Here is a 21,870-nt window from a genome sequence, read left to right as displayed (position 1 = left end):
GGGAACATGGTGCGTGCGCTGCGCTCCATTCCACTTCTGTTAGATAACTACTGATTATCAGCTCGCCCATGATCAATTTACTGCCCGGTTCCGAGGATGAACTTTCGGAGTGCCTCTGGGAGGAATTCGAGACCTTTGCCCTGTCCGTTCTTTGCCGCTACTACGGCATTCATGACGTCATGGTGCAAGGCAGGCAGGCGACGGGGGACGGTGGACGCGACGGCGACGCGGTGTACGTGATCGCTAAGGAACAGTCGTCAGTCAATTCCAAGCTGTGGGTGGAGATCAAGAAGCGGACTAGCGCCCATCTGGACATCGACGACGTGGGTGGCCACGTCGTGATGGCGTACGTGTCTGACGTCAACCGGCTCATCTTTGTCACGAACGGTCGTTTCACGGACCTCCTGCGGTGCGCCATCGAGGACTTTGCGTACCGTGCGGGCCTGGATTGCACGCTGATGACAGGAGCCGAGCTCTTGGATGTGGCACGCCGCACCGGTGGTGTTTCCAAGCCACAGACCCGGAGCTTGGATGATACGCCGGGCGCAGATCCCCCCGGTACGGCCGGCAATGCTGCGGTGCAAGGGGGGGATTCCATGGTCCTGGAGGTGCGGGCTTCGTTCAGCACTCGCATAGACCGCCCGCAAAGCGGGCTGGAGGAAGCCGAACTCAAGGTACAACCCGGGACCCCGCTCTACCTGATCGTCGATACCGCGGTCGTGCAATGCTGCGGTCAGCAGGAAGTGGAGCTATCCACCGCCTGCCGCACGGACGGGATGAGCATGGCGTTCCAGCCCGGCCGTCCGGCGGGGGCAGTGGGCCTCGGCGACCGGTTCCGCAGCGTACACGCGCTGTTCATCCAGCGGCCGGGGCTGTACTCCGCGGACGACTTCCTCATCCGCGCGCAACTAGGCTCCGGAGGAGCGGAGGTGCGCGTCAACGTGCTCCCTGGCGGCCGGTTGCGCGTGCTTCCGCCGCTGCTGGCCGACTGGCTTCCTCCGTCACGGCAGCCAGCCGAGGAAGAAGCCGGCCGCGCGCTCCGCCGCTTTTTATCCGGTGCCCCGTTCGAGAGCGTCGGCCTGATCGCGCCGGCCGGCACGGGAAAGACCCACCTCGTACAGCGCCTGCGGCGCCTGTGGATCAACCACGGAGTGCACGAAGTGCTCCTCGACGGCTCGCTCGAGAACCGCGACCAGGAGCTCGCCCTCGCCATCCTGCGCTGCCTGGTTCCCGTTCAGCCCGACGTCTTTCGGCTAGACGAGGTGGCCGTCGAGACGATGCTTTCCCGACTCGGAGTTCCGGCTCCGCTCGCCCGACGCGGGGCGGAACTGCTGTCTGCCGGGGCGGGGAGCGGCCTCCGCGCGAGCGTGCGTGAGTTGGGGCAGCTGCTGGCGTTGGTACTGGCAGCCCGCTCGGAGAAGCAACCCATCGCCGTCATTCTGGAAGACCTGCACAAGGTCTATGCATCGGCCCTGGCCCTGCTTCAGGAGCTACTCGACGGGCTGCGCCGGCTGGGCAAGGGCAGGGTGATGGTGGTCTTCACGTCGCGTGACGTTCCCGACACTCGGGAGCAGGGACTGGCGGCCATCTGGGAAGGTCACATTCGCGAGCTGTGCGGGGAACAGACGACGGTGGTGAAGCTCCCCTCGCTCGATCCGTCGGAGGCGGCACAGCTACTCCGCGCCAGCGTCCCCACGCTGGAGGCGCACCAGGCCGCGTCCATCATCGAGCAGGTAGGCAGGACGCCGTTCGCCCTTCGCGAAGCGCTGGCGCTGCTGCGTGAGCGCGGCGACCTAGTCTACGAGGACCTGCTAAGCCAGCACGTGCTGGTGCGCCCCGAGGGGCTGCAGGAGGCTCTCGATGCACACAGGCTCCGCGCGCCCACGCTGCACCGGCTGGAGATCTTGCGGGGGCGGCTGTCCCCCGCCGCGTGGGAACTGCTGGAAGCCGCCGCGTGCCTGGGCAAGTTTTTCGACGTGGAAGCCGCCGCCCTTTCCAGCGCGGGACTCGCGGAGGCGTACGCGGCCGTCGAGGCGTTCCAGCGGCTCGAGATCCTGACCGCACGGGGGCTGCGGGCCAGCCAGGCGTCCTTCGACCACGACCTCATCCGCCGGGGGGTGCTGGAGCAGATGGGTGCGGTACGGCAGCGGCGCATTGCCGGGCAACTTTACCAGCGCACCGGCCAGAGCGCCGCGCCGGGGCTCGCGGCGAGTCTGGCGTATCAGGCCGGGCTGGCCGAGGAATGCTACGAGCATGCCCGCGCCTTGGCGCGCGAGGTGGGACGGCGCGGGCGCGCGGCGGATGCGGCATCCGCGCTGGGCATGGCGATCACGGTGGTGGACGACAACACCGCCCAGAAGGTCGTCAACCTGTCGCCGCGGGCACGCGGAAACATCGATGACGCGGTCGCGGTGGCACCTCTCTGCACCATGGCGGGCTGGACCACTTCGCGGCGCCAGCAGGAGCTGCTCGCCCTGCTCATGGAGTACATCCAGTACCTCGCCGACGTAACCGGGAGCGGCAGTCAGCTACTGGATGCAGCGCTGACCGAGGCCGAGATGCTGGCCGTAGTTCGCCGGGACCTATTCCGCAGGGCCCAGCTGGTGGGGTACCGTGGACGGCAGGATTTCGTGGTGGACCGGTACGAATCGTCCGTGGGGTGGCACCGGCGCGCCGATGAGATGCTGCGGCAGGTACCCGACGCCCCCGTCGTTCAGGCGGAGCGGGCGGAGAACCTAATCCGCCTGGCCATTAGTCTCCGGCAGCTCACCCTGAGGGACGAGTCGCGCGCGATGCTCCGCGAGGCGCTGCGGCTGCGCTCCCGCTCCGGCTGGGCGTTGCTGCTGAAGGTGCTTGCCAACTGGGGCGCCACGTACTTCCAGAGCGATTGGACGCTCGTCCGCCGGTTCTGGGAGCGGGCGGAGCGGGTGGCCGAGCGCCGCCAGCGCCCCGACCGCTTGGTGCACAGCCTGATCGATGTGGCCCACCTGGACCTTCTAGAGGAGTGCCACGACGCGGCGCACGAGCGGCTCCTGCGGGCTGAGGCACTCGCGGAGGACCACGGCTACGAGAACTCCCTTCTGCGTGTGCACCTGAACCTGGGGTGCCTGCACATGGTGCAGGGCGAATACGCCACCGCCCGCCACCACCTGCTGAAGGCGGAGGAGCTCGGCATGGCCAACCGGGTTCCCCGCCGGTTGTGGCGGGCCCGCGCAAACCTCGCCACGCTCTATGAGGCCATGGGCGAATTCGCGCAGGCATACGCGTGGGACGCGGCCATGCTCAGCACGTTTGAGCTCCTTCCCGACGCGCCGGGAATGACAGAGCGCGAGCGGCAGGCAAGCCTCGGCAATTCGCGGAAGGGGCTGGCCCTCGCCAACCTCGTCATGCGGAGCGACGAATCCCCCGTCCACGCGCAACTGGTCGAGTCGCTCGGCGACCTCGCCCGGCAGGTAGGCACGGACGTCGCTCACCGCGTACGCTGCGGCGTGGAGCTTCCCGGCCTCCGGGACCGCCATTGCAAAGAGATCGCGTCACGCCGGCGCTTCATTATCACCGAGTAGACGCGCAGCCCCCGATCACAACCGCCCCGACTGTAGCCCTTGCCTGGCCTGCGCGGCCTCCCCCGCTGCGCATGTGCAGTTTCGGCAAGGAACCACGCCTCCAAGGCCACGCAGCTCAGCAGGGTGCTTCCCGTGATCGCCGTGCTCGCGCTTCTCGACACCGCGGACCCGAGCCCCGCCTTCAGGAAATACAGGCCCAAGATGGTGGCCAGGTAAGATACGCCCATCAGCAGTAATACGACCGCGATATACGGATACGTCATGTGCCTGCCCTCGCGCTTTAGATTCCTCTCCCATTCCATCGTACCCGGAGCACCGGTGGCCGCATTCACCTTCTCCTCTACGACCGCCGCCCACTGACTTGCGCGGATGGTGCGCCGGTACTCGCCGAACCAGATCAGCAGGCCTGCTTTTGCGCACTGGGGAACCACGACGATGGCCACACCGGCTCCCAAGAGATCCGGAACGTGGCTCGCCAGCAGGCTGCCTACGATGACTGACAGCGCCGCGAACGTGAAGTTCATGACGGAGATCCGGTTGGTGATCGCGGTGAGCGATTCCTGGCGCAGCCACTGGTACTCGGTGAGGAGAGCCTGAAGTCGGCCGGCCTGATCCACTTCGCAACGCGGAGTGCGTGAAACCGGGCTGGGGGTGGGGTGCTCTTCCATGATCGCCTCATAAAGCCGGTGAAGTCGAAGCCCGGATCGTTGGTTCGCCAATCCGCCCGTTAGGGGCGGTTCGCTGGTTCAGCTCTACGCCAGGAGCCATTCCGTCGCGAAGTCCGCGAGGAAGGACTTGGCCTTGTCCAGCGCCAGCCCGTCTCCATCCGCATATGCCACCATTGACCGGTAGATGATCTCCGCGCAGAGCCAGCAGCATGCGAGGTAGAGGCTCTCTTCGTCCCTGCACATCGCGCGCAGGCGGCGGATGGCAGGGCGAGACAAAGGCCGCTCCGCCCCCGTATAGCACACGGTGGCGATCCAGTACGCCTCGTCCAGCGGTCCCACGGCGTAGAGGCTGTGCTCGAAGTCGCAGGCGCGGATGATTCCGTCCGCGTGGAGATAGTGCTCGGGCTTGGGATCACCCTGCGCCAGCCGGGGTAGGCGCCGGCTGAGGGGACGCTGCAGGAGCAGCCCGGTTAGTGCGCGCACCCGCGAGGCCAGCGGACCGGGCGCGCACCACACACGGTCCTCCACCATCTGCCGGATCCGCAGCAGCTCCACCTGTGGATGGATGCGGGTAAACGCCCTGAACCCGCCGGTCACAGGCTCGTTGAGCCCCACCGCGAACTCGTCGAATCTCCGCAGCGCGTCACGCTCGTTCCCCTCCAAGGCGTCGAGCCGTGCGTTGTATTCGGCCAGGATCGCGTCATCCTCCAGCGGACGGAACGCGCGGCACTGCTCCGCCAGCCGCGCCACCGCCGCGTCGCTTTCCGGGCCCGGTGGCAACGGCTCCGCGTCTATCCATCGTGTAACCACGACGTGTGCGCCGTCTTCCGTTCCCCACGCCACGACCTCCGGCGCCGACGGGTTGTCGTGGTTGTAGACCGTGCGATTCCACGCCACGGATGCCGGGCGCTCGGTGGGAAACGGTGCTCTAGGCAGCAGACCGGCCAGCAGCGACGCACGGTCGCGGAACACCTTTACGTGCACGCGCGCTCCCTGCGCGGAAGCCGCGAAGACGGAGTGCTGCCCGTCGGTGACGGGCTGGACGTCCTCGATCGCGGTTCCCAAGAGGGACGAAGAGGCGGCCACGTACGCATCTAAATCCGCAAAGCGCAGCGGGTCTCCCTCCGCGAGTGCGGGAGGCGGGGGAGCCGTCCCGCCGTACAGCGCCCGCACCCGCGCGTACGCCGCCTCCTGGGAGTAGCGAATGCGCGCGAACCGCGCGGCGTTCCGGCCCAAGAGCGCTGCCCGCGCCGGGCAGCGCAGGTATGCCGCCAGGGTGGCGGCGAGGGCGGCGGAGTCATCCACCGGCACTAGTGTTCCCGTGACGCCGTGCACGATCACGTCCGGGAGTCCGCCGGCGCGAGACGCGACCACCGCGCACCCGCACATCATCGCCTCCACCGCCACGATCCCGAACTCTTCGCGCCACGAGGGCAGCACCGTCACCGTCGCGCGGCTGTAGAGTTCGGGGAGTGCCGCGTTCTGAACGCGCCCCCACAGGACCAGCGTTCCTGCTCGCCGCCGCAGGGCCAAGGCCGGATGGCTGTCGACCATGGCCGACACCGCCGCGACCTCCCGCTCGCTCCCCCCCACCAGCCACACCTGATTGTCGGGTACGGCCGCGTAGCCGTTCAACTGCTCCAGCGCATCAAGGAGCGTCGTGATCCCCTTGCGTGAATCGCCCGGCCGCCCGACGAACAAAATCGTCGGGAGGCTCCGGCCTTCGATAAAAGACATTCGGATCTACTCCGTACGGGATGATCGAGGGCGTGCGGGGAGGGACCTCGGGATACAGCCGCTCAAAGGCCCGCCATTCGTCCGGGCAGACCGCCACCAGGTGGTGTGCCTCGCGGAACACCCGCAGCTCGCATTCGTCCCGCAGCGCATCGGCTGCTTCCGCGGGCTCGCCCGTTTCGCGTTTGACCCTTCCCAGGGAGAGAATGGAGTGCACGTGCACCAGCCTGTGCTCGCCCGCAATTCGCCGCGAAACCTCGCCAGCGATCCAGTAGTGGCTGTGAAGGACAGGCTTGCAGGAGAAAGCGTCTCGCAGCGTGCAGGCGCATGACTCGTAAATCTCTTCGAGGAGGAGTCCGGTTGCCGCGGGTGAGATCTCTTCCGTGGGGCCTACGGGGAGCCGGTGGATGCTGCAGCGGCTGCCGATCGCTTCATGCACCGGCTTGGAAGGGCTGTTGAGCCGGGTCACATAGGTCACGCGGTCGCCCATCCGAACCAGGTACCGCCCCAGGTCGAAGAGAAACAGGTGACCGCCGCCGAATCGATCGTGCCCCGGAGGATCGAAAGGGTCCGCGACAAAACAGGCAATTATGACATCCATGCAATTTGCTGAGGAATGATAATCAGTAGTTATCCGACCTTCGACACCTCGGTTCTTCGTTGTTACAGGCGCGTTGGCTCGCCAGAAGCTTTCTGAAGACGAAAAGCCCGCCGACGGCATAAAGTGCCGTCTGGCGGGCATTTCCGGATTTCCTGGCGGAGGCTCGGAACTTGGCCGAGATGCTTAGGAAACGCCGTCGGCCCGTTACGTCGGGTCACGGAGGTAGGAAAAAACCTAGCATTTCTGCGGATTTTCCGCAACCCGAAGTTACTGGATACGACCGCGTGTTACTGGTTTTGTTACTCGTTTTGTTACTGGCTCGCACCCGATCGAGCTATCTGGAGATTCTTCTTGCGCAGTAATGGCAGCGGCCGCTGCCCCGATCCGGGGCGGCGGCCGTTGCGCATGGGCCCGGCCGGACTCGAACCGGCGGCCTACTGCTTAGGAGGCAGTCGCTCTATCCACCTGAGCTACGGGCCCACTGCAATGGGTCCCAAATGTAGTACAATCTGCGATTCTTTTCCACACCCGGCAGATCTGGCCAGCGGGATCGGCCCGGCACTTCTGGCGGAGAAAGCGGCATGGTTGCAGGAGCCCGCTATCTGGTCGTCGAACGCCCCGCGACGTTCCGCATCGGCCGAGTCGGCACGTCCGCCGTCAGGAGGCCCTTCCCTTCTCCATACCGATTCACCGTAATTCGCTGAGTGCCCGCCGCTCTTCCCGTAGCTGCGGCTCTTTCCCGGAGGAGCCACCCTCCGTGAAGAGCGTCGTCTCGCCAGTCGTCTTTGACAGGAGGTCGGCGGTGGTACAGTCATTAGTGGCGAAGCACTGCTGGCGTGGTGTCGGGGTGCCAGCGCGCCAGAGCGGTTCAGATGAGAGGGGGGTATTGCCGGCGCTGTAGGTTCGATCGCCGAGCGCTACAGCACGACCGTCGTGGTGGTTGCCGAGACACCGGAGCCCACGAACGGGGTTCCTGCAGCCTTGGGACTCCAAGTGCAGCCAGGTAGGATGCCGGGGTGCGCCAATCTTGCCACAACAGTATGCCAAGCCTGCCACACTCGGACGGTCGACAGGACTGCGGCGCTCGCGCGGCGCAGTGCACAAATGCTTTCACCACGGCTTGATACGCGCACCGGGATAAACCGGGCGGATACCGGCGTAAGCCTTGCATTGCCGAGCAGCGGGGCGATCGCCCCGCCGTCCATCCCTCCTTCCGGCACGCCCCCGCCGGGTCAGCTCCTTCTCCATTCAGCGATTCGTCCCTTCATGCGGAGGCGTTCATGCCGGGCCCTCTCGTCCACCTCATCGTACAGCAGCGCCTCGCCGGGACGCTGGGAAAGCTTGGCCCGCCCGCCCAGCCGCTCGCCAAGCTGCTGGCGGACGATCCGTGCAGCCGCTACGCAGCGTTCGGAAGTGTCGGTCCGGACTTTCTCTTCTTCTCGCTCAAGGAATACGGAACGCCGCTGGACGAGCTGGTGAACTTCACGTTCGAGGCGTACGACGCGCTGGAACCGCTCCGGGACTTCTACGCGCTCTACGTGGAGCCCGTGGAGCAGGCGCTGGAAAGCGCGGTCACCACGCTGGACCAGGCCATGTTCCGGGGCCTGATCGCCGACCTCAAGGCCACCGTGGACCTGATCCGCGCCACCGCGGTGGCCAAGGTGTCGACACAGGTGACCGGCAAGGTGGACCTGTTCATGCCCTTCTTTCCCAAGATCCAGCAGGGCGCGCCCGAGGACAAGTGGTACTACTTCGACTTCCTGCACTACCGCCGCACGGGCCGCTTCGCGTCGACCATGTGGAAGCTGGCGGGCGGCGACCCGGACCTGCGGCGCTACGTGCTGGGATACGTGAGCCACATCGGCACCGACGTGGTGGGACACCCCTTCGTGAACGCCGTCACCGGCGGCCCGTACCGGACCCACTGGCACCGGCACAAGCTGGTGGAGAACTGGATGGACGCGTGGTCCCGGCGGCACTACTCGGACTTGGCGGGGGTCAAGGCGTGCCTGAAGCTGGGGAGCGGCGACGCGTACGCCCCACACGCCATCAGCGGGAGCTACTACTACCGCCTGGTGGAGTTCGAGGACAGCCGGCTGCCCCAGAAGCTGCGGGAGCTGTTCGCCAAGGCGCTGCAGAGCACCTACGGCGACATGCCGCACCCGGAGATGCTGAACGGGGCCGACGTCGACGCGGCGTACCGGCTGTGGCTGGCGTGGTTCCGCCGCTCCACGAGCGTGGGGAGCGCCGTAAAGCCGGTGCCGGTGGACCCGCCGGGGACCGCCGCCGGCGCGCTCTTCAACAGCTACGTCGCCGGGTCTCCTCCCTACCCCGGTGGCGGGGGGGCCCCGGCCGCCGGACCGGGATGGCAGAACATCCTGCAGGCGCTGGTAGACTTTGCCACGTGGGTCGGCCAGGTGATGTCGTACACCCTGGACTGGGCGTGGGCCAACGCCGCCGGTATCCTGGCGCTGCCGCACGTGGAGGCGATGCAGACGCTGAAGTGGCTGCTGTACCAGGTGCGCAAGGGCGCCTGGGAGGTGTACGACGGGCTGCGCTTCGCCCTGGTGCTGGGCGGGTACCTGTTTCCCGAGCCGGAGGACCTGGACCGGGAGCCGTGGGGGAAGGCGCTGCTGACCCCCGCGCACGCGCACCTCTCCGGGGGCGCGGCCGCCGACGCCATGCTGTACCCGCGGGCCCAGGAGGTCCACGAGCTGGCGGGGACCACCGAGCACCACCTTGTCTACCCGGCCACCGGCCAGGAGCTGCTGCGCGCGGAGCCCGCGCCGGCGCTGTTCGACAACCTCCTTCCCGACGCATTCATCAGCCATCCGTGGGTACCCGACCAGCTCGCGGCCGGCCTGCTCGCGGCCACGGAGCCCTACGGGGGCCCCGCGGCGACGCATTCCATCGACGAGGCCACCGAGGGCACCCCCCAGCTGGGGAACGCCCTGGACTTCTCCGCGCGCCTGGCGGCGGACCACATCGCCAGCCTGCCCAACTTCAACCTGGACGGCGATCGCGGATACGGCTGGAAGACCTGGCGGGCGGACCCGATCGCGGACGACCCCGCGGTGGCCGAGCCGGGCCCGCAGGTCGACCCCGTCTACATCGACGCGTAACGGAGCGAGCCATGTCCAGCGACGCCGGTACCGACCTTCCCCGCGACCCGCGGCCGCCATTCGTCGGACGCACCTGGCTGTACATCCGCGACCACCCCGGCTACGCCGGCGACGAGCCGCTCCCGGCCGGGGTTCCGGGGTGGATGAGCCCCGACGTCCTGGTGCAGAAGCCGGACGGCACGCTGGGCTGCGAAGCCGTGGCGGACCAGCAGAACAAGGTGCACGTGACGGTGAACAACGGCGGCGGGGTGGACGCCCGCGACGTCTACGTCGAGGTGTTCATCTCCGCGCCCTCCACTGCATTTACACCGGCGGCCACCACGCGGGTGGCGGACGGGTACCTCACCGTTCCGGGCTACTCCCGCGCCACCATCGTCTTTCCCTGGACGCCCACCGGGGCGCAGGCCGGGCACCGGTGCCTGGCCGCGCGCGCGTGCCTCCTTCACCCCCCCGACTCGTACCGCGACTGCACGGTGTTCGACGTGGCGGGCGACCGGCACGTGGCGCAGCGCAACCTGCACATCCTGGCCGCCCCGTCCCCGGCCGCCGAGCTGAGCTTTCCGTTCCAGGTGGGCAACCCCGGCCCCACCGCGATCGCGACCCGGGTGGTGGCGCGCGAGGTGCGCACGCCCGAGCGGACCGCGGCGCTACGGCAGGCCCTGGGCACCCCTTTCGTGCAGTTCGCCGGGGCGCCCCTGGGCGGGATCACCCTCGCGCCGGCGGAGCCAGCGGAACCCGGGACCGTACGGCCGGCCGCGGCGTTCGCCAGGGCCGCCCCGTCCGCAGAAAGGAAGGAAGGGGGTGGAGGCGCCGCCGGCGCGCGCAGGGTCGTCGCGTTCGTCGCGGCCGTGCTGCGGCGGCTGGGCCTGCGCCACCGGGCAACCGTACCCGCGCCGCCGGCCGCGCTCTCTCTGGTGGTAGAGCCAGGCAAGGGGTTCGCGGCCGTGCTGCGCGTGGCCGGCACGCCCGCCGCGCGCCCGGGAGAGGCGCACGCGATCGAAGTGGTGCAGTTCGACGCGCGCGAGCGGGTGATCGGCGGACTTACCATCGTCCTGCGGCACTGAGGCCGGAATCCGATCCAGCCTCACGCCGGGCCGGAAGATTCGGCGGCGAAGAGCTTCTCGCGCGGTTCCATCTAAGCCCTGATGCACGCAGGCCGCGGCATGGCGCGCCGGCCGATGCGGCGGCGGACGGGCCGAAAATCGAAACTCTGGCGCTCAGCTTGTGGCGCCGTATCTTGCGAGCTGGAATCTTCGGCCGTTTTTGTTGCGTCCCTTCAATGCGGAGTCACACCGTGCCCACACCTCTCCCCCGCTGCCGCCTCCCGAGGCCCCTGAGCATGGCGGCGACGCAGCGATAACACCCGCCCGCGTCCCGCTCGTCCTTCCCTGCCCAATGCACACCTGCCGCAGGCCCGCGAACGAAAGCGGGCCGCGCTCGGGGCACGGACCTCTGCACTCCCCAGGCCTCGGTACCGGGCGGCCAATTCTGGCGCACGCCGTACCGGCGAAAAGAGCAGGCGCAGTGCGAATGCTCGGAACCCACACCCACCCGGAGGGCGACGAAGCCCCCGCACGCCGCCGCCACGGGGGCCTGCACGAACTGCTGCGTGCCCTGCTCCGCCTGCTGTTCGGCCACCACCGCCGCCGGCACCGGCTTCCCCCGCCCCACGCCGGGCCGCTGGGGCCGGGCGCCGCCGCGCCGCCGGTCACCCTGGAGCCGGCCGAAGCGCACGCCCGCTTCCGCGACGCCTTCGTCGAAGCGGCGGGCGCGGGGGGCGCGGGCGGCGGGGACGTGGTCTGGGCGGAGGGCGACGACGAGCTGCTGGTGCACGCCGGCCGGGTGCGGGTCGTGTTCCGGGAAGGGTTCGCGCTGGTGGGGATCCCCGTCCACACCGGGCAGACGGGCGAGGTGGAGGTGGTGGTGCCGTTCGCGCTGGGGAGCGCGGGCGAGCCGCTGGGGCTGACCGCGGCCACCGAGCCGACGCCGCGCGGACCGGCGGCGCTGGTGGAGGTGTGGGGCGACCCCCTCATCGCCACCGCCTGGGGGGCGCTGCTGCGGGTGGCAGGCGCCGTGGCCGCGGGCGCGGGGGTGGACGACCGCAACCAGCCGCTGCACCCAGGGGCGCTGGCCGCCGGCAAGGAGGGGCTGACGGTGACGCCGCAGGCACGCCACGCCTTCGACCGGGAGCCCTGATGCCCGTCACGATAGAGGGACCGCTGGCGGACTTCGCCACGGCGCTCGGAATCATGGCTGGCGGGGAGCTCAACGCCGCCTGGTTCGCCGACCCGGGAAAATACGCCGGCGCCATGCTGCGCGAACCCGAACAGCGCGATGCGCTGCTGCGCGCGGCGAACGAGCTGCTGGAGCGGGGCGCGCCGGCGCTGGACGACGAGGCGGGGCGCCGCTGGATCCGGGTGCTGGAGCGGGACGCCGTGACCCTGGCCGTGGTGATCACCGGCGGCACCGGCGCCACGGAAATCGGCATCGGCGCGCGGGTGCAGGCGACCGGGCCCGACGCGCGGGTGGTGGCGTACGTTCCCCTGCTGCGCGTGCCGTCCAGCGGCCCCGTCGTGACCGCGTTCGATCCCACCGGTGGCGCCAGCCGCATCCTCGCGGAGGCGGAGGTCGTCTTCAACCCCGCGGCCCCCGCGCCGGGCGAGGCCGCGCTGGCCGGCCTGCGGCTCTCCGCCAGCGTGGGAACCACGGGCGCCGCTCCGCGCCTGGACGTCACGCTGCTGGGGCTGCAGCTCCCGGGGCAGGACGCGCCAGCGGACGTGAGCCTGGGAGGGGATGATCCGGAGGAGCTCGCCGGCCAGGCGCTCCGCCTGCTGCTGGGGATGCTCCGGGAGGCGGCCTCGGGCGCCTCGAGCGAGCTCGCGGAGATCCTGTCGCTGCTGGGGATCAGCGCCGATCCCCACATTCCACCGCTCCCCGTGGCGCAACTGTTCACCGACGGGCTGCCAGCGTGGCGGGGGTGGCTGGACGCGCTGCTGGCGGACGACGCCGCCGTCGGCGCCTGGCTCGCCCACCTGGCGCAGCTCGCCGGGAACGGCGCGGCGGTCGTGGGGGCCGCCGCGCCGGGGCTGCCGCACCGGGTGGAGTGGGCGCTCGCCGGCGGCGCGAAGCTGGCGGCAGCGCTCCGCGTCTTCCGCACGCCGGCCGGGGCACCGGCCGCCGAGCTGGGGCTGCAGGCCTCGCTCTCGACGCCGGGGACGGCCAGCACGCCGCCGGGGGCGCTGGAGGCCAGTGCCACGCTGGTGCGCGTCACCCTGGGCGCCACGCCCGCCATCGCCGGCCTTCCCCGGCTGGAGGTGGCGGGTCGGATCGGGCCGGCCCAGGCGGCCACCCCGGCCGACCGGCTGCTGGACGTGGCCACCCCCGTGCTGCAGGTGGGCTCGCTGCGGGCGGGGATCGGGATGGGCGAGGACCGCCGCGCGGGGTTCGTCCTGGCCGCGCACGACGTGGTGATCGGCACGCATCCCTACCCCGTGCTGGACCTGACCAACCCGCAGACGCTGGCCGACGTGGCCGGCTCGGCGGTGGACGACCTGGCGACGGCGGTGCTGGACCGGCTGGGGCCGGCCGGCCCCGCCGTGCGCGTGCTGCTGGGCCTTTCTCCGCCGCCGGGCGCGGGGGCCTGGCCCGTGGCGCTCACGCCCCTTCCCGCGCTGCTGGCCGACCCCGTGGCCGCGCTGCTGGACTACCACGCGCGTGTCCTGGCCGAGCACCGTTCCGGCTACGCCGCCGTCCTGGAGCCGCTGCGCGCGCTGCTGGCCGGCCCCGGCCCGGCCGTGCCGGTCACCGGCACGGGCGACGAGGACACCCCCTGGCGGCTGGAGCTGGCGGCGGGCGCCGCGCTGGTGGCGTGGACCGCCGGCACCACGCTGGAGCTGGGGGTGGTCATCGAACGCTCCGTGGTGGACCTGGGCGGCGGATGCCCCACGGCCGACCTGCGGATCGTGGCCCGCCTGGCCAGCCTCTCGCTCTCGGGCGGCGGGGGGCACGCCTTCCCCGGCGCGCTGGCCCGCCTCACCTTCGGCGCGCGCGGCGGGGTGCCGCTGCGCATCGGCGTGCCGGACGCGGCGATCGTCGCCGACCGCGCGGGGGTGGAGCTGCGCTGGACGCCGCAGGACGGAGTGCGCGCCGCGCTGTCTGCGCCGGGGCTGGCCGCGGTGGTGGACGGCGAGCCGGTGCCGTTCGCCCTTCCCACCCTGGCGGCGGACGGCACGCTGGCGGGCGAGGTGCCCTGGCGCGCGCTGGAGCTGCTCTTGGGCCACGTGCTGGGCCTGCTGGGAGACCCCTGGGCCGACCGGCTGGCGCGCCTGTCGGGGTGGGCCCCCGGCGGCGGCACGGCAGCCGTCCGGCTGCCGCTGGAATCGCTGGTGGAGGACCCCGCGGCCGCCCTGCGCGCCTGGGCCGCGGCGCTGGTGGAGGCGGGCGAGGTGGCCGAGCTGGCCCGCGCGCTGGCGCTGGCCGTGACCGGCCCCGCCCTGCCCGGCGTGTCCGCGGGCACCTTCCGCGGCCGGGGCGACGCCGCCTCTCCCTTCGCCGTGGCGCTGTCCGGCGCGGCGGCGGCCGCCGCCCGGCGCGTGGAGGTGCTGCTCTGGGCCCGGTCGCCGGACGGATCCCTCCTCTCCTGGGCCCCGGCGGGGGAAACCGGGGGAGGCGCCGCGGGGGTGGCCGCCGCGCTGCAGGCCGCCGCGGCCGCCGGGAGCCGCGCCCTGGCGGACGCGCTGCTGGACCGGGGCGGCGTGGCGGCCGGGCTCGCCGCCCTGGCCGCCCGCTGGGCCGACACCGACGGGCTGGTGCGCGCCGCCGACGCCGTGCTCCCCGGGGCCGCCGTGCACGAGGTGGCGGGCGCCGCGCACGGGGTGCTCCGCGAGGTGGACCTGGCCGCCCTCACCGGGGTGGCGCCGGGCCCGGGGGCGGTGGTGGCGCTGGGCCCGCTGGGCGGCGACGCCTGGCCGGGGATCGACGCGGACCACGTGCTGGACCTGCGCGCCCCCGGCCTGGTCCCCGAGGCGTTCGACATGGCGGGGCCGGCGGGGGAGGACGGGCCCTGGCTGGTGCTCCTTCCCGGCCGCGCGGACGCCGCGGCGGCGCCCGGCGACGACGGCGCGGCGCTGCAGGCCGCCCGGCTTGCGCGGGTGGTGAGCGCCGTCTCCACGCGCCTGGCGGGAAGCGAGCCCGTCGCCGTGATCGGCTACGGCGCCGCCGGGCACGCCGCGGCGGCCGTGGCGGGGGTGCCGGGGGTCACGCACCTGGTGACGGTGGGGACGCCGCACGGCGGGGTGGGGCTGGACGTGCTGGAGCAGCAGCCGGTCGCCGGCGCGCTGCGGCTGCTGGCCGGGCTGCTGCCCCCCGCCGGCCCCGACGACGCGCTGACGGAGGACGAGGCGCGGGGGCGAGGGCTGCTGGACGCGCTGGCCGGCCCGTACGAGGCCGCCACCAGCCCCCTGGCCGACCTGGCGCCCCCCTCCGCCGCGCCGGTGGTGCCGGCCGGGGTGGAGGCGCACTGCGTCCGCGGGCGCTGCGACGCCGCGTCGGTCTCCGCCGCCGTCGCGGCGCTGGGGGCGCGGGTGCTGGAAGATGCGGCCGTGGCGGCGGCGGGGGGCACGCCGGGGGAGGCGGAGGGCGCCGCGCCGCTGGGGGTGGGGCTGAACGTCGCCATCGATCCCCCCGCGTCCTCCGGAGAGCTGCACGTGACGGTGGAGCTGGCGCTGACGGCGCAGCTGCTCTCGGCGTCGGCGCGGCCGGCGGTGCGGGCGCGGGTGGGGATCGGGCGGGCGGGGGGATGGCTGGCGGGGGGGCCGGACCCGGCGCGGCCGGCCGGGGTCGCGCGCCACCCCTCGCTGCGGCGCGCCGAGGTGGAGGTGGAGCTGGGGGCGGACGGCGCGGCCTCCGCGCGGCTGATCTTCCACGAGGCCAGCGCTCTGGGCGTGTCGCGCACCCGCTGGGTGGTGGCGTACGGCGGCGGGGGCGATCCCCTGCTCCCGGAGGCCGCGGTGCTGGTGGGGCGGCTGGCCGCGGCGCTGGGCCCCCTCCCCGCCTCGGGGACGGTGCTGGAGCTGGCGCGGCTGCTGGACGCGCTGGGGCTGGTGGAGCCGGCGGGCGGCGCGGTGCCCGGCGCGCTCTTCGGCCTGTCCGTGGACGGGGTGCGGCGGCTGCTGGTGGACCCCGCGGGCCTCTTTGCCGACGCCGTGTCGCCCGCGGGCGCGCCGGCGGTGGCGGCGGCGCTGGCGGCGCTCCTGGGCGCACCTGCCCCCGCGGCGGCCGCCCCGGCGGTGGTGGTGGCGCAGCTGGACGGCGTCACCCTGCGCGCGGACCTGGCGGCCCGCACGCTCCGGGCGGAGGCGGCGGCGCTGGCGACGGACGCGGGCGCCACCGTGGCCGCGCTGGTGGAGCTGCGCGCGGACGGTACCCTGGCCGTGCAGGGGTCGGCGGCGTTCGGCGCCCCCGGTGGGCCCAACGGGCGGCCGGTGCTGGAGGTGAGCGGCCCGCCGCTGCAGGCGCGGGTGCGCTGGGAGGGCGCCGGGGGCGTGCTGGGGCAGCCCGTGCAGCTGGCGCCGGTGCCGGACGAGGCCGCGGTCGCCCGGCTGCTGGTGGCGGCGGTCCCCGCGTACGTCCTGTGGGCGGGGATCACCTTCGTGCGCACGCTGCAGCCGGGGGCGGTGGCGCTGATCGACCCCGTGCTGCGGGCGCTGGGCCTGCTGACCGGCACCGGCCCCGCCACGCGGGTGGTGATCCCCCTGGCGCTGCTGGACGACCCGGCGGGGTGGCTGGCGCACGCGCTGGCGCCGGGAGGCGGCGGCACGGATCTCCAGCGGCTGCGCGACGTGCTTGACGCGGTGGCGGTGCTGCTGGGCATCCCGCAGCCCGGGCCGGGCGCGTGGACGCTGCCGTACGGGCTGGAGCTCGCCGCCGACGTCCAGGCGGGGCGGGCGGCCCTGGGGCTCCGCCTGGACGAGCCGGTGGCGGGGACGGGGCTGCGCGTGGCCGGCCGGCTGGGCGTGGCCCTGGGCGGCCCGGGCGTGGCGGCCACCCCCACGGCGGAGCTCACCCTGGGCGTCCTGGATGCCCTGGCGCTGGCCGACTCCGGCCGCGTGACGCTCACCGTGGGCCCGGCGGGGGCGGAAGGGCGGCTGATCCTTCCCTCCAGCCTCGACCTGCGCCTCTTCCCCGACGGGCCGGGGCTGGCGGACGCGGGCGCCGCGGCGGCGGCGGCGGTCACCTACGCGCTGCCGCTGGTGCTGGACGCCGTGGCCGGGCTGACGCCCCCGCACCGCGCGGCCGGGGTGGGCGCGGCGCTGGCGGCGCTGGGGGACGCCCTGGCGCTGCGCAGCGGCGGGAACTTCGTCGCCGCCGAGCTCGCGGCGCTCGCGGCGAATCCGGGCGCCGAGCTGGCGACGCGCCTGCAGCAGGCGCTGCAGCCGGCTCTCACCGCCCTCGCCGCTCTCCTTCAACCCTCACTGCCGGCGGGTTACTCCCTCGCGGTCGTCGGAAGCGATCTGGTCTTCCAGCACACGGTGGGCGTCACCATCGAGCTGCACCTGACGGTGCCGACCGGTGGGAGCCAGGGGGTGAAGCTGACCGGAACCGTGGGCGGGATCCATCCGTTCACCGGCGCCACCATCGACGGCACGCTGAAGGTCGATCCGGGCGGGCTGGCGGAGGCGCGCGTCGCCTTCGCCGTGGACCCGGCGAACGGGATCGCCCTCGGCCCCGTCACCCTGGCGCCGCTGGCCATGGTCGTCATCGGGAACAACCCGGCGGGGGGCGCTCGGGTGGCGGTGGGGCTCGCCGACACCACCGGCAGCGTGAGTGGCGTGCTGCACCTGAACCCGCAGTCGTTCGGCCTGGAAGCCTCGGACGGTCCGTTGCCCGCAGCGCTCGCGCGTATCCTCCTTCCCCTGGTGATGGACCTGGTGCTGCAGATCCAGGAGGTCATCGCCCTGCTGAACGTCCACGTCTTCGACGGGGGCGGCGGCGCGGGGACGGGCCCCACGATCCGCGAGCTCCTGGACCGCGTCGCTTTCTCGAGCGACGGCCTGGGGGGCTTCACCTTCGACGCCGGCATCCTGGACACGGACCAGCTCCTGGATCGGCTGCTGCGGCTGGCCGCCAACGTGGCGGGCCAGGCGCCGGCGCTCTCCGTCCCGCCGCTGACGGTGGAGATCTCCCAGCGCCCCGACGGCACCGGCGGCGCCGATGTCGTCTACGGGGTCGCGCTCTCCCTCCGCCCCGGTGAGCGCCTCACGCTGGCGGACGGCAACGTGAGGCTGGACCTGGAGGTCGACGCCTCGTGGATCAGCGGCGCGCCCGCGGACGAGGGGATCGTGGTGGAGCTGCTGCGCGTCCCCGCGAACGGAGTGCCGACGCTCTCCTTCGCCCTCTCCGTCCGCGGGGTGGGCATCCGCCTGGGGAAGGCCGACGGGCCGTTGCTGGACAGCTTCGTGGACATCGACACGGTGGCGCTGCACGCGCTGGCCACGGTGACCCCCACCACCGGGGTGACGGCCGTGGGCGGCCAGCTGGAGCTGGGAAACCTGGCGATCCCGCTGGGCTCGTCGGGGGGGAGCAACCGGGTGGCCGCGGGAATCCTGCGTGACAGCGCCAGCGGCGGCCAGAAGCCGGAGCCCCGCTTCAGCCCCGCGCTGGCGGTGCAGAGCCATGGCGGGCGCGCCGCGGAGTTCGACCTGCGCGCCGGCCCGGGCGACGGGCCGTGGTGGATCAGCCTGCAGCGCGGGTTCGGGCCCGTCTACATCGAGCAGGTGGGGTTCGGCGTGACCCGCCAAAGCCAGACGGTGGTGGCGGCCCGCGTGGTGGTGGACGGCCGCGTCTCCTTCCTGGGGCTCACCATCGCGGTGGACGACCTGTCCGTCGGCGCGCGCTGGCCGCGGTCGCCGGGAGATCCGCCGCTCTACAAGCGCGACGCCTGGGAGGTGGGGCTGGCGGGGCTGGGCGTGTCGGCCGAGGTCAGCGGGGTGAGCATCTCCGGGGCGCTGCGCCGGTCGCCGGGCGAGCTCCCCGACTACCTGGGGATGATCAGCCTGCGCTTCAGCGTGTACGCCATCACCGCGTACGGCGGCTACGCGGTGGTGTCGGAAGGAGGCCAGGAGTACACCTCGCTCTTCATCTTCGGCGCGCTGAACGCGCCGCTGGGGGGGCCGCCGGCGTTCTTCGTCACGGGGATCGGGGCGGGCGTGGGGATCAACCGCCAGCTGCTGATCCCGCAGAACATGGCCGAGTTCCCCCAGTACCCGCTGCTCAAGGCGCTGGACCGCACCTCGCCCATGGCCGACCCCGGCACGGCGCTCGACATGCTGCGCAAATACTTTCCCTCGCGGCGGGGCGCCTTCTGGTTCGCGGCCGGGATCTCGTTCAACTCGTTCTCGCTGGTGGACGGCATCGCGGTGATCGCGGTGGCCATCGGCGACGGGCTGGACATCAGCCTGCTGGGGCTGGCCCGCGCGGCGCTCCCCAACGCCGCGGCGCCGCTGGTGCAGGTGGAGCTGGCGCTGGTGGCGCGCTTCTCCACCCGCGACCAGGTGCTGTGGATCCAGGCGCAGCTCACCGACAACTCGTTCCTCCTTACCCGCGACTGCCGGCTGACGGGCGGGTTCGCCTACGTGATGTGGTTCGGCGGCGAGCGCAAGGGCGAGTTCGTGCTCACGCTGGGCGGCTACCACCCCTCGTTCCGCCGCGAAGGATATCCGGTGGTCCCCAAGCTGGGCTTCGTGTGGGGGGTGAGCGACGCGCTGGTGATCAAGGGGGAGAGCTACTTCGCGCTCACCTCCGACGCGCTGATGGCGGGCACCCGCTTCGAGGCGTCGCTCTCCGCGGGCCCGCTGTGGGCGTACCTGCGGCTGGGGGCGGACGGCATCGTCTACTTCGACCCCTTCCGCTTCCAGGTGACGGCGTACGCCGAGCTGGGGGCGGGGATCACCATCGAAGTCGACCTGGGGTTCCTGGGCACCATCAGCAAGACCTTCTCGGTGCACCTGCACGCCGACGTGCTGCTGGAGGGCCCCGAGTTCCGCGGCCGCGCCACCATCGACCTGGACGTGGCCAGCGCCACCATCTCCTTCGGCGACTGGTCCGACCACTCCACCCCGGTGCTGGGGTGGCCCGCCTTCGAGGCCAAGTACGTGCGCCCGGGCGGCGCGGCGGTGCTCACGGCCGTCCCCGGGCGCGGCACCCTGCCGCCCAGCCCCGCCGGCAACCGCAAGGCGCCCACCGGCGGGCCCGCGGACCCGTTCCTGGTGCTCCCCGAGTTCGTGCTGACCCTCACCTCGACGGCGGCCAGCTCCCAGGTGAACGCGGGCGGCGTGCTCCCCCTCCCCGGCCTCGTGCTGCTTGCCATCGGGCCCATGCACCTGGGCGAGGTGACCTCCACCCTCAGGGTGTCGCTGCGCGCGCCGGACGGTACCGACCTGGTGGGGCGGCTGGCGCCCGCCGCCACGCTGGGGCGGTTCCCCCGCGGGGTGTGGGCCGCGCAGCCGCAGGGCGAGCCCCGCCCCGTGCCCACCGGCGAGACGGTGGAGGCGGTGAACGGCGTCACGCTGACGGCGGAAGCCAACGTGTCGGTGGGGACGGTGCCGGTGGACTACCACCGGGTGGAGGTGGGGAAGCGCCACCCGCTCCCCTTCCTGGCCGAGCGCGGCGTGCGCCACGAGCGCGCGGCGGACGTGAGCGCGGCGGCCCAGCTCGTGGCGCTGGCCCCCGCCGCGGCGGACGACGTGCTGCAGGCGGCGAACGCGTGGATGACGCGGGGAGCCAACGGCGCCGCGTTCTCCCCGCTGGCGGCCGCGGCCTGGCTGGGGGGCCGCGCCGCCCCGCCCCAGCTGGTGCCGCTCACCTTCCGCATGGCGGCCGACCCGCCGCCGCCGGTGGCGGTCCCCCCCGCCCCGCCCGCGCCCCCGCGCCCGCCGCTGGACACCCGCGCCCACCCGCCGCGCGTGCAGGCGCTGCTCACGCTGCAGGCCGCGCGGGGCGAGACGCCGCGCGCGCGCACCTCGGTGGGGCTGGCGGCGGGCGCCGTCCCCGGATCGGCGTCCGTTCCGGGACCGTCCGCCAGGCTCGCGGCGGCCGCCGGGCCCCCGCGCATCGCGCCGCCGCGGCTGGCGGAGGTGACGGCCCGGCTGGACCCGCGCCTTGCCGCGCGGCTGGTGATCGCCGCGCCGCCGGCGGCGCGCGCGGCCGAGACCGTGGTCGCGGCCGGCCGCGTGCCCGCCACGGCCCGGGCCGGGGGCGGGGGCGAGATGCGCCGCGGCCCCGGCCAGGCGCCCCGCCGCGCGGACCGCCTGGAGGCGCTGGGCAGGGCGCTGGCGGAGGGCGGGGCGGACCTGGCCGGCGGCGAGCTGGCCGTGCTCGCCGCCCCCAACGGCGAGCGCGACGTCCGGACCGAACGCCCGTCGCTGGCGATCGAGGGCGACCTCCCCGTGCGTGTGGTGGCGATGGACACCGCGGGCGCGGTGACGCTGGACGCGACGCTGACGCGCGGGACCGTGGAGCTCCCCCCGCGCACGGACCGGGTGGCGCTGGTGGGCGGCGCGGCCGGGGGCGGGGCCCCCGGCTGGCACTCCGGCGCCCGGCTGGCCCAGGTGGGCGCGGGGACGGCGCTCGGCGCCGGCTGCACCGTGCGCACCGGGGGGATCTCCACCCTGCGTGGCGGCGTCCCCGTCTCCGCGGGGCTGGTGGTGGCCGCGGACGCCGTCCTCGGCTACGCGGTGGTGACCACGCGCCTCCCCGCGGGAGTGAACTCCGTCGCCGTCGTCCTCGAGGGCGGCGGCGGCGCCGAAGGCGCGCGGGGCGACGCGCTCGACCTGGGGCTGGAGGGCGCCCGGACGGCCGTGGACGCGGCCGGCGCGCCGCTGCCGCCCACGACCATCGTGGCCGGCGGCCGGGCCATCAGCGTCTACGCCATCGTCCCCGACGGCCCGGGGGTGCCCGTGGAGGTGACGGTGGCGGCGGGCGAGCACCTGCACCTGGGCGGCGTGGTCGGCGGGCGCGCCGGCGCCGCGGCGCTGGCCGACGCCCTGGCCCGCCGCGACGCGGCCGCCGTGCTCGGCACGCTGGTGGACGTTCCCGCCGGGCGGGCCTGGGTGCGCTGGGTCCCGCAGCGAACGCCGGACGTCCCGCAGTCCGATCGTCCTTCTCCTCCCAACCGGTGACCCCGG

At 73.1% G+C, this 21,870-nt stretch carries 8 protein-coding genes and 1 tRNA gene; 5 read left to right on the top strand and 4 right to left on the bottom strand.

The window, feature by feature from the left end; genetic code table 11:
* Positions 1 to 68: 68 nt before the first annotated feature.
* On the top strand, positions 69 to 3,563 hold the full coding sequence (locus VF746_14590) for an AAA family ATPase (protein ID HEX8693647.1): 3,495 nt from the start codon (positions 69 to 71) through the stop codon (positions 3,561 to 3,563).
* Here the strand turns inward: VF746_14590 and VF746_14585 are convergent.
* The 4 genes from VF746_14585 to VF746_14570 form a co-directional block, all read right to left on the bottom strand.
* Complete coding sequence (locus tag VF746_14585; protein HEX8693646.1) at positions 3,470 to 4,231, bottom strand: hypothetical protein; 762 nt, start codon at positions 4,229 to 4,231, stop codon at positions 3,470 to 3,472. The two genes, VF746_14590 and VF746_14585, sit on opposite strands and share 94 nt — an antisense overlap.
* An 84-nt stretch (positions 4,232 to 4,315) precedes the next feature.
* Entirely contained in the window at positions 4,316 to 5,968 is a 1,653-nt protein-coding gene (locus VF746_14580; protein ID HEX8693645.1) for a glycosyltransferase, read from the bottom strand.
* Complete coding sequence (locus VF746_14575; protein ID HEX8693644.1) at positions 5,880 to 6,707, bottom strand: glycosyltransferase; 828 nt, start codon at positions 6,705 to 6,707, stop codon at positions 5,880 to 5,882. The genes VF746_14580 and VF746_14575 overlap by 89 nt, the downstream gene beginning before the upstream one ends.
* Positions 6,708 to 6,972: 265 nt before the next feature.
* Positions 6,973 to 7,046 (bottom strand) — tRNA-Arg (locus VF746_14570).
* A gap of 800 nt (positions 7,047 to 7,846) precedes the next feature.
* Between VF746_14570 and VF746_14565 the strand changes: the two genes are divergently transcribed.
* The 4 genes from VF746_14565 to VF746_14550 all read left to right on the top strand — a co-directional run bounded on the left by VF746_14565 (position 7,847) and on the right by VF746_14550 (position 21,864).
* A complete protein-coding gene (locus VF746_14565; GenBank protein HEX8693643.1) occupies positions 7,847 to 9,688 on the top strand; it encodes a hypothetical protein in 1,842 nt (613 codons plus the stop codon).
* 11 nt (positions 9,689 to 9,699) lie between these two features.
* Complete coding sequence (locus tag VF746_14560) at positions 9,700 to 10,752, top strand: hypothetical protein (protein HEX8693642.1); 1,053 nt, start codon at positions 9,700 to 9,702, stop codon at positions 10,750 to 10,752.
* Between the two features lie 466 nt (positions 10,753 to 11,218).
* The gene (locus tag VF746_14555; GenBank protein HEX8693641.1) at positions 11,219 to 11,884 is read left to right on the top strand and encodes a hypothetical protein; all 666 of its coding nucleotides are present in this window, start codon (positions 11,219 to 11,221) and stop codon (positions 11,882 to 11,884) included.
* Entirely contained in the window at positions 11,884 to 21,864 is a 9,981-nt protein-coding gene (locus tag VF746_14550) for a DUF6603 domain-containing protein (GenBank protein HEX8693640.1), read from the top strand. Before VF746_14555 ends, VF746_14550 begins: the two co-directional genes overlap by 1 nt.
* Positions 21,865 to 21,870 lie beyond the last annotated feature (6 nt).

Origin of the sequence: Longimicrobium sp., assembly GCA_036389795.1 — a bacterium.
Classification (GTDB): domain Bacteria; phylum Gemmatimonadota; class Gemmatimonadetes; order Longimicrobiales; family Longimicrobiaceae; genus Longimicrobium.
The sequence above is the reverse complement of the archived record's forward strand: the minus strand, read 5'-3'. Positions and strand labels throughout refer to the sequence as shown.

Bases quoted from the DNA above. Each gene is read 5' to 3' on its own strand.
- VF746_14580 (HEX8693645.1), bottom strand. From the start codon at position 5,968: ATGTCTTTTATCGAAGGCCGGAGCCTCCCGACGATTTTGTTCGTCGGG.
- VF746_14555 (HEX8693641.1), top strand. From the start codon at position 11,219: ATGCTCGGAACCCACACCCACCCGGAGGGCGACGAAGCCCCCGCACGC.
- VF746_14560 (HEX8693642.1), top strand. From the start codon at position 9,700: ATGTCCAGCGACGCCGGTACCGACCTTCCCCGCGACCCGCGGCCGCCA.
- VF746_14575 (HEX8693644.1), bottom strand. From the start codon at position 6,707: ATGCCCGCCAGACGGCACTTTATGCCGTCGGCGGGCTTTTCGTCTTCA.
- VF746_14565 (HEX8693643.1), top strand. From the start codon at position 7,847: ATGCCGGGCCCTCTCGTCCACCTCATCGTACAGCAGCGCCTCGCCGGG.
- VF746_14590 (HEX8693647.1), top strand. From the start codon at position 69: ATGATCAATTTACTGCCCGGTTCCGAGGATGAACTTTCGGAGTGCCTC.
- VF746_14550 (HEX8693640.1), top strand. From the start codon at position 11,884: ATGCCCGTCACGATAGAGGGACCGCTGGCGGACTTCGCCACGGCGCTC.
- VF746_14585 (HEX8693646.1), bottom strand. From the start codon at position 4,231: ATGGAAGAGCACCCCACCCCCAGCCCGGTTTCACGCACTCCGCGTTGC.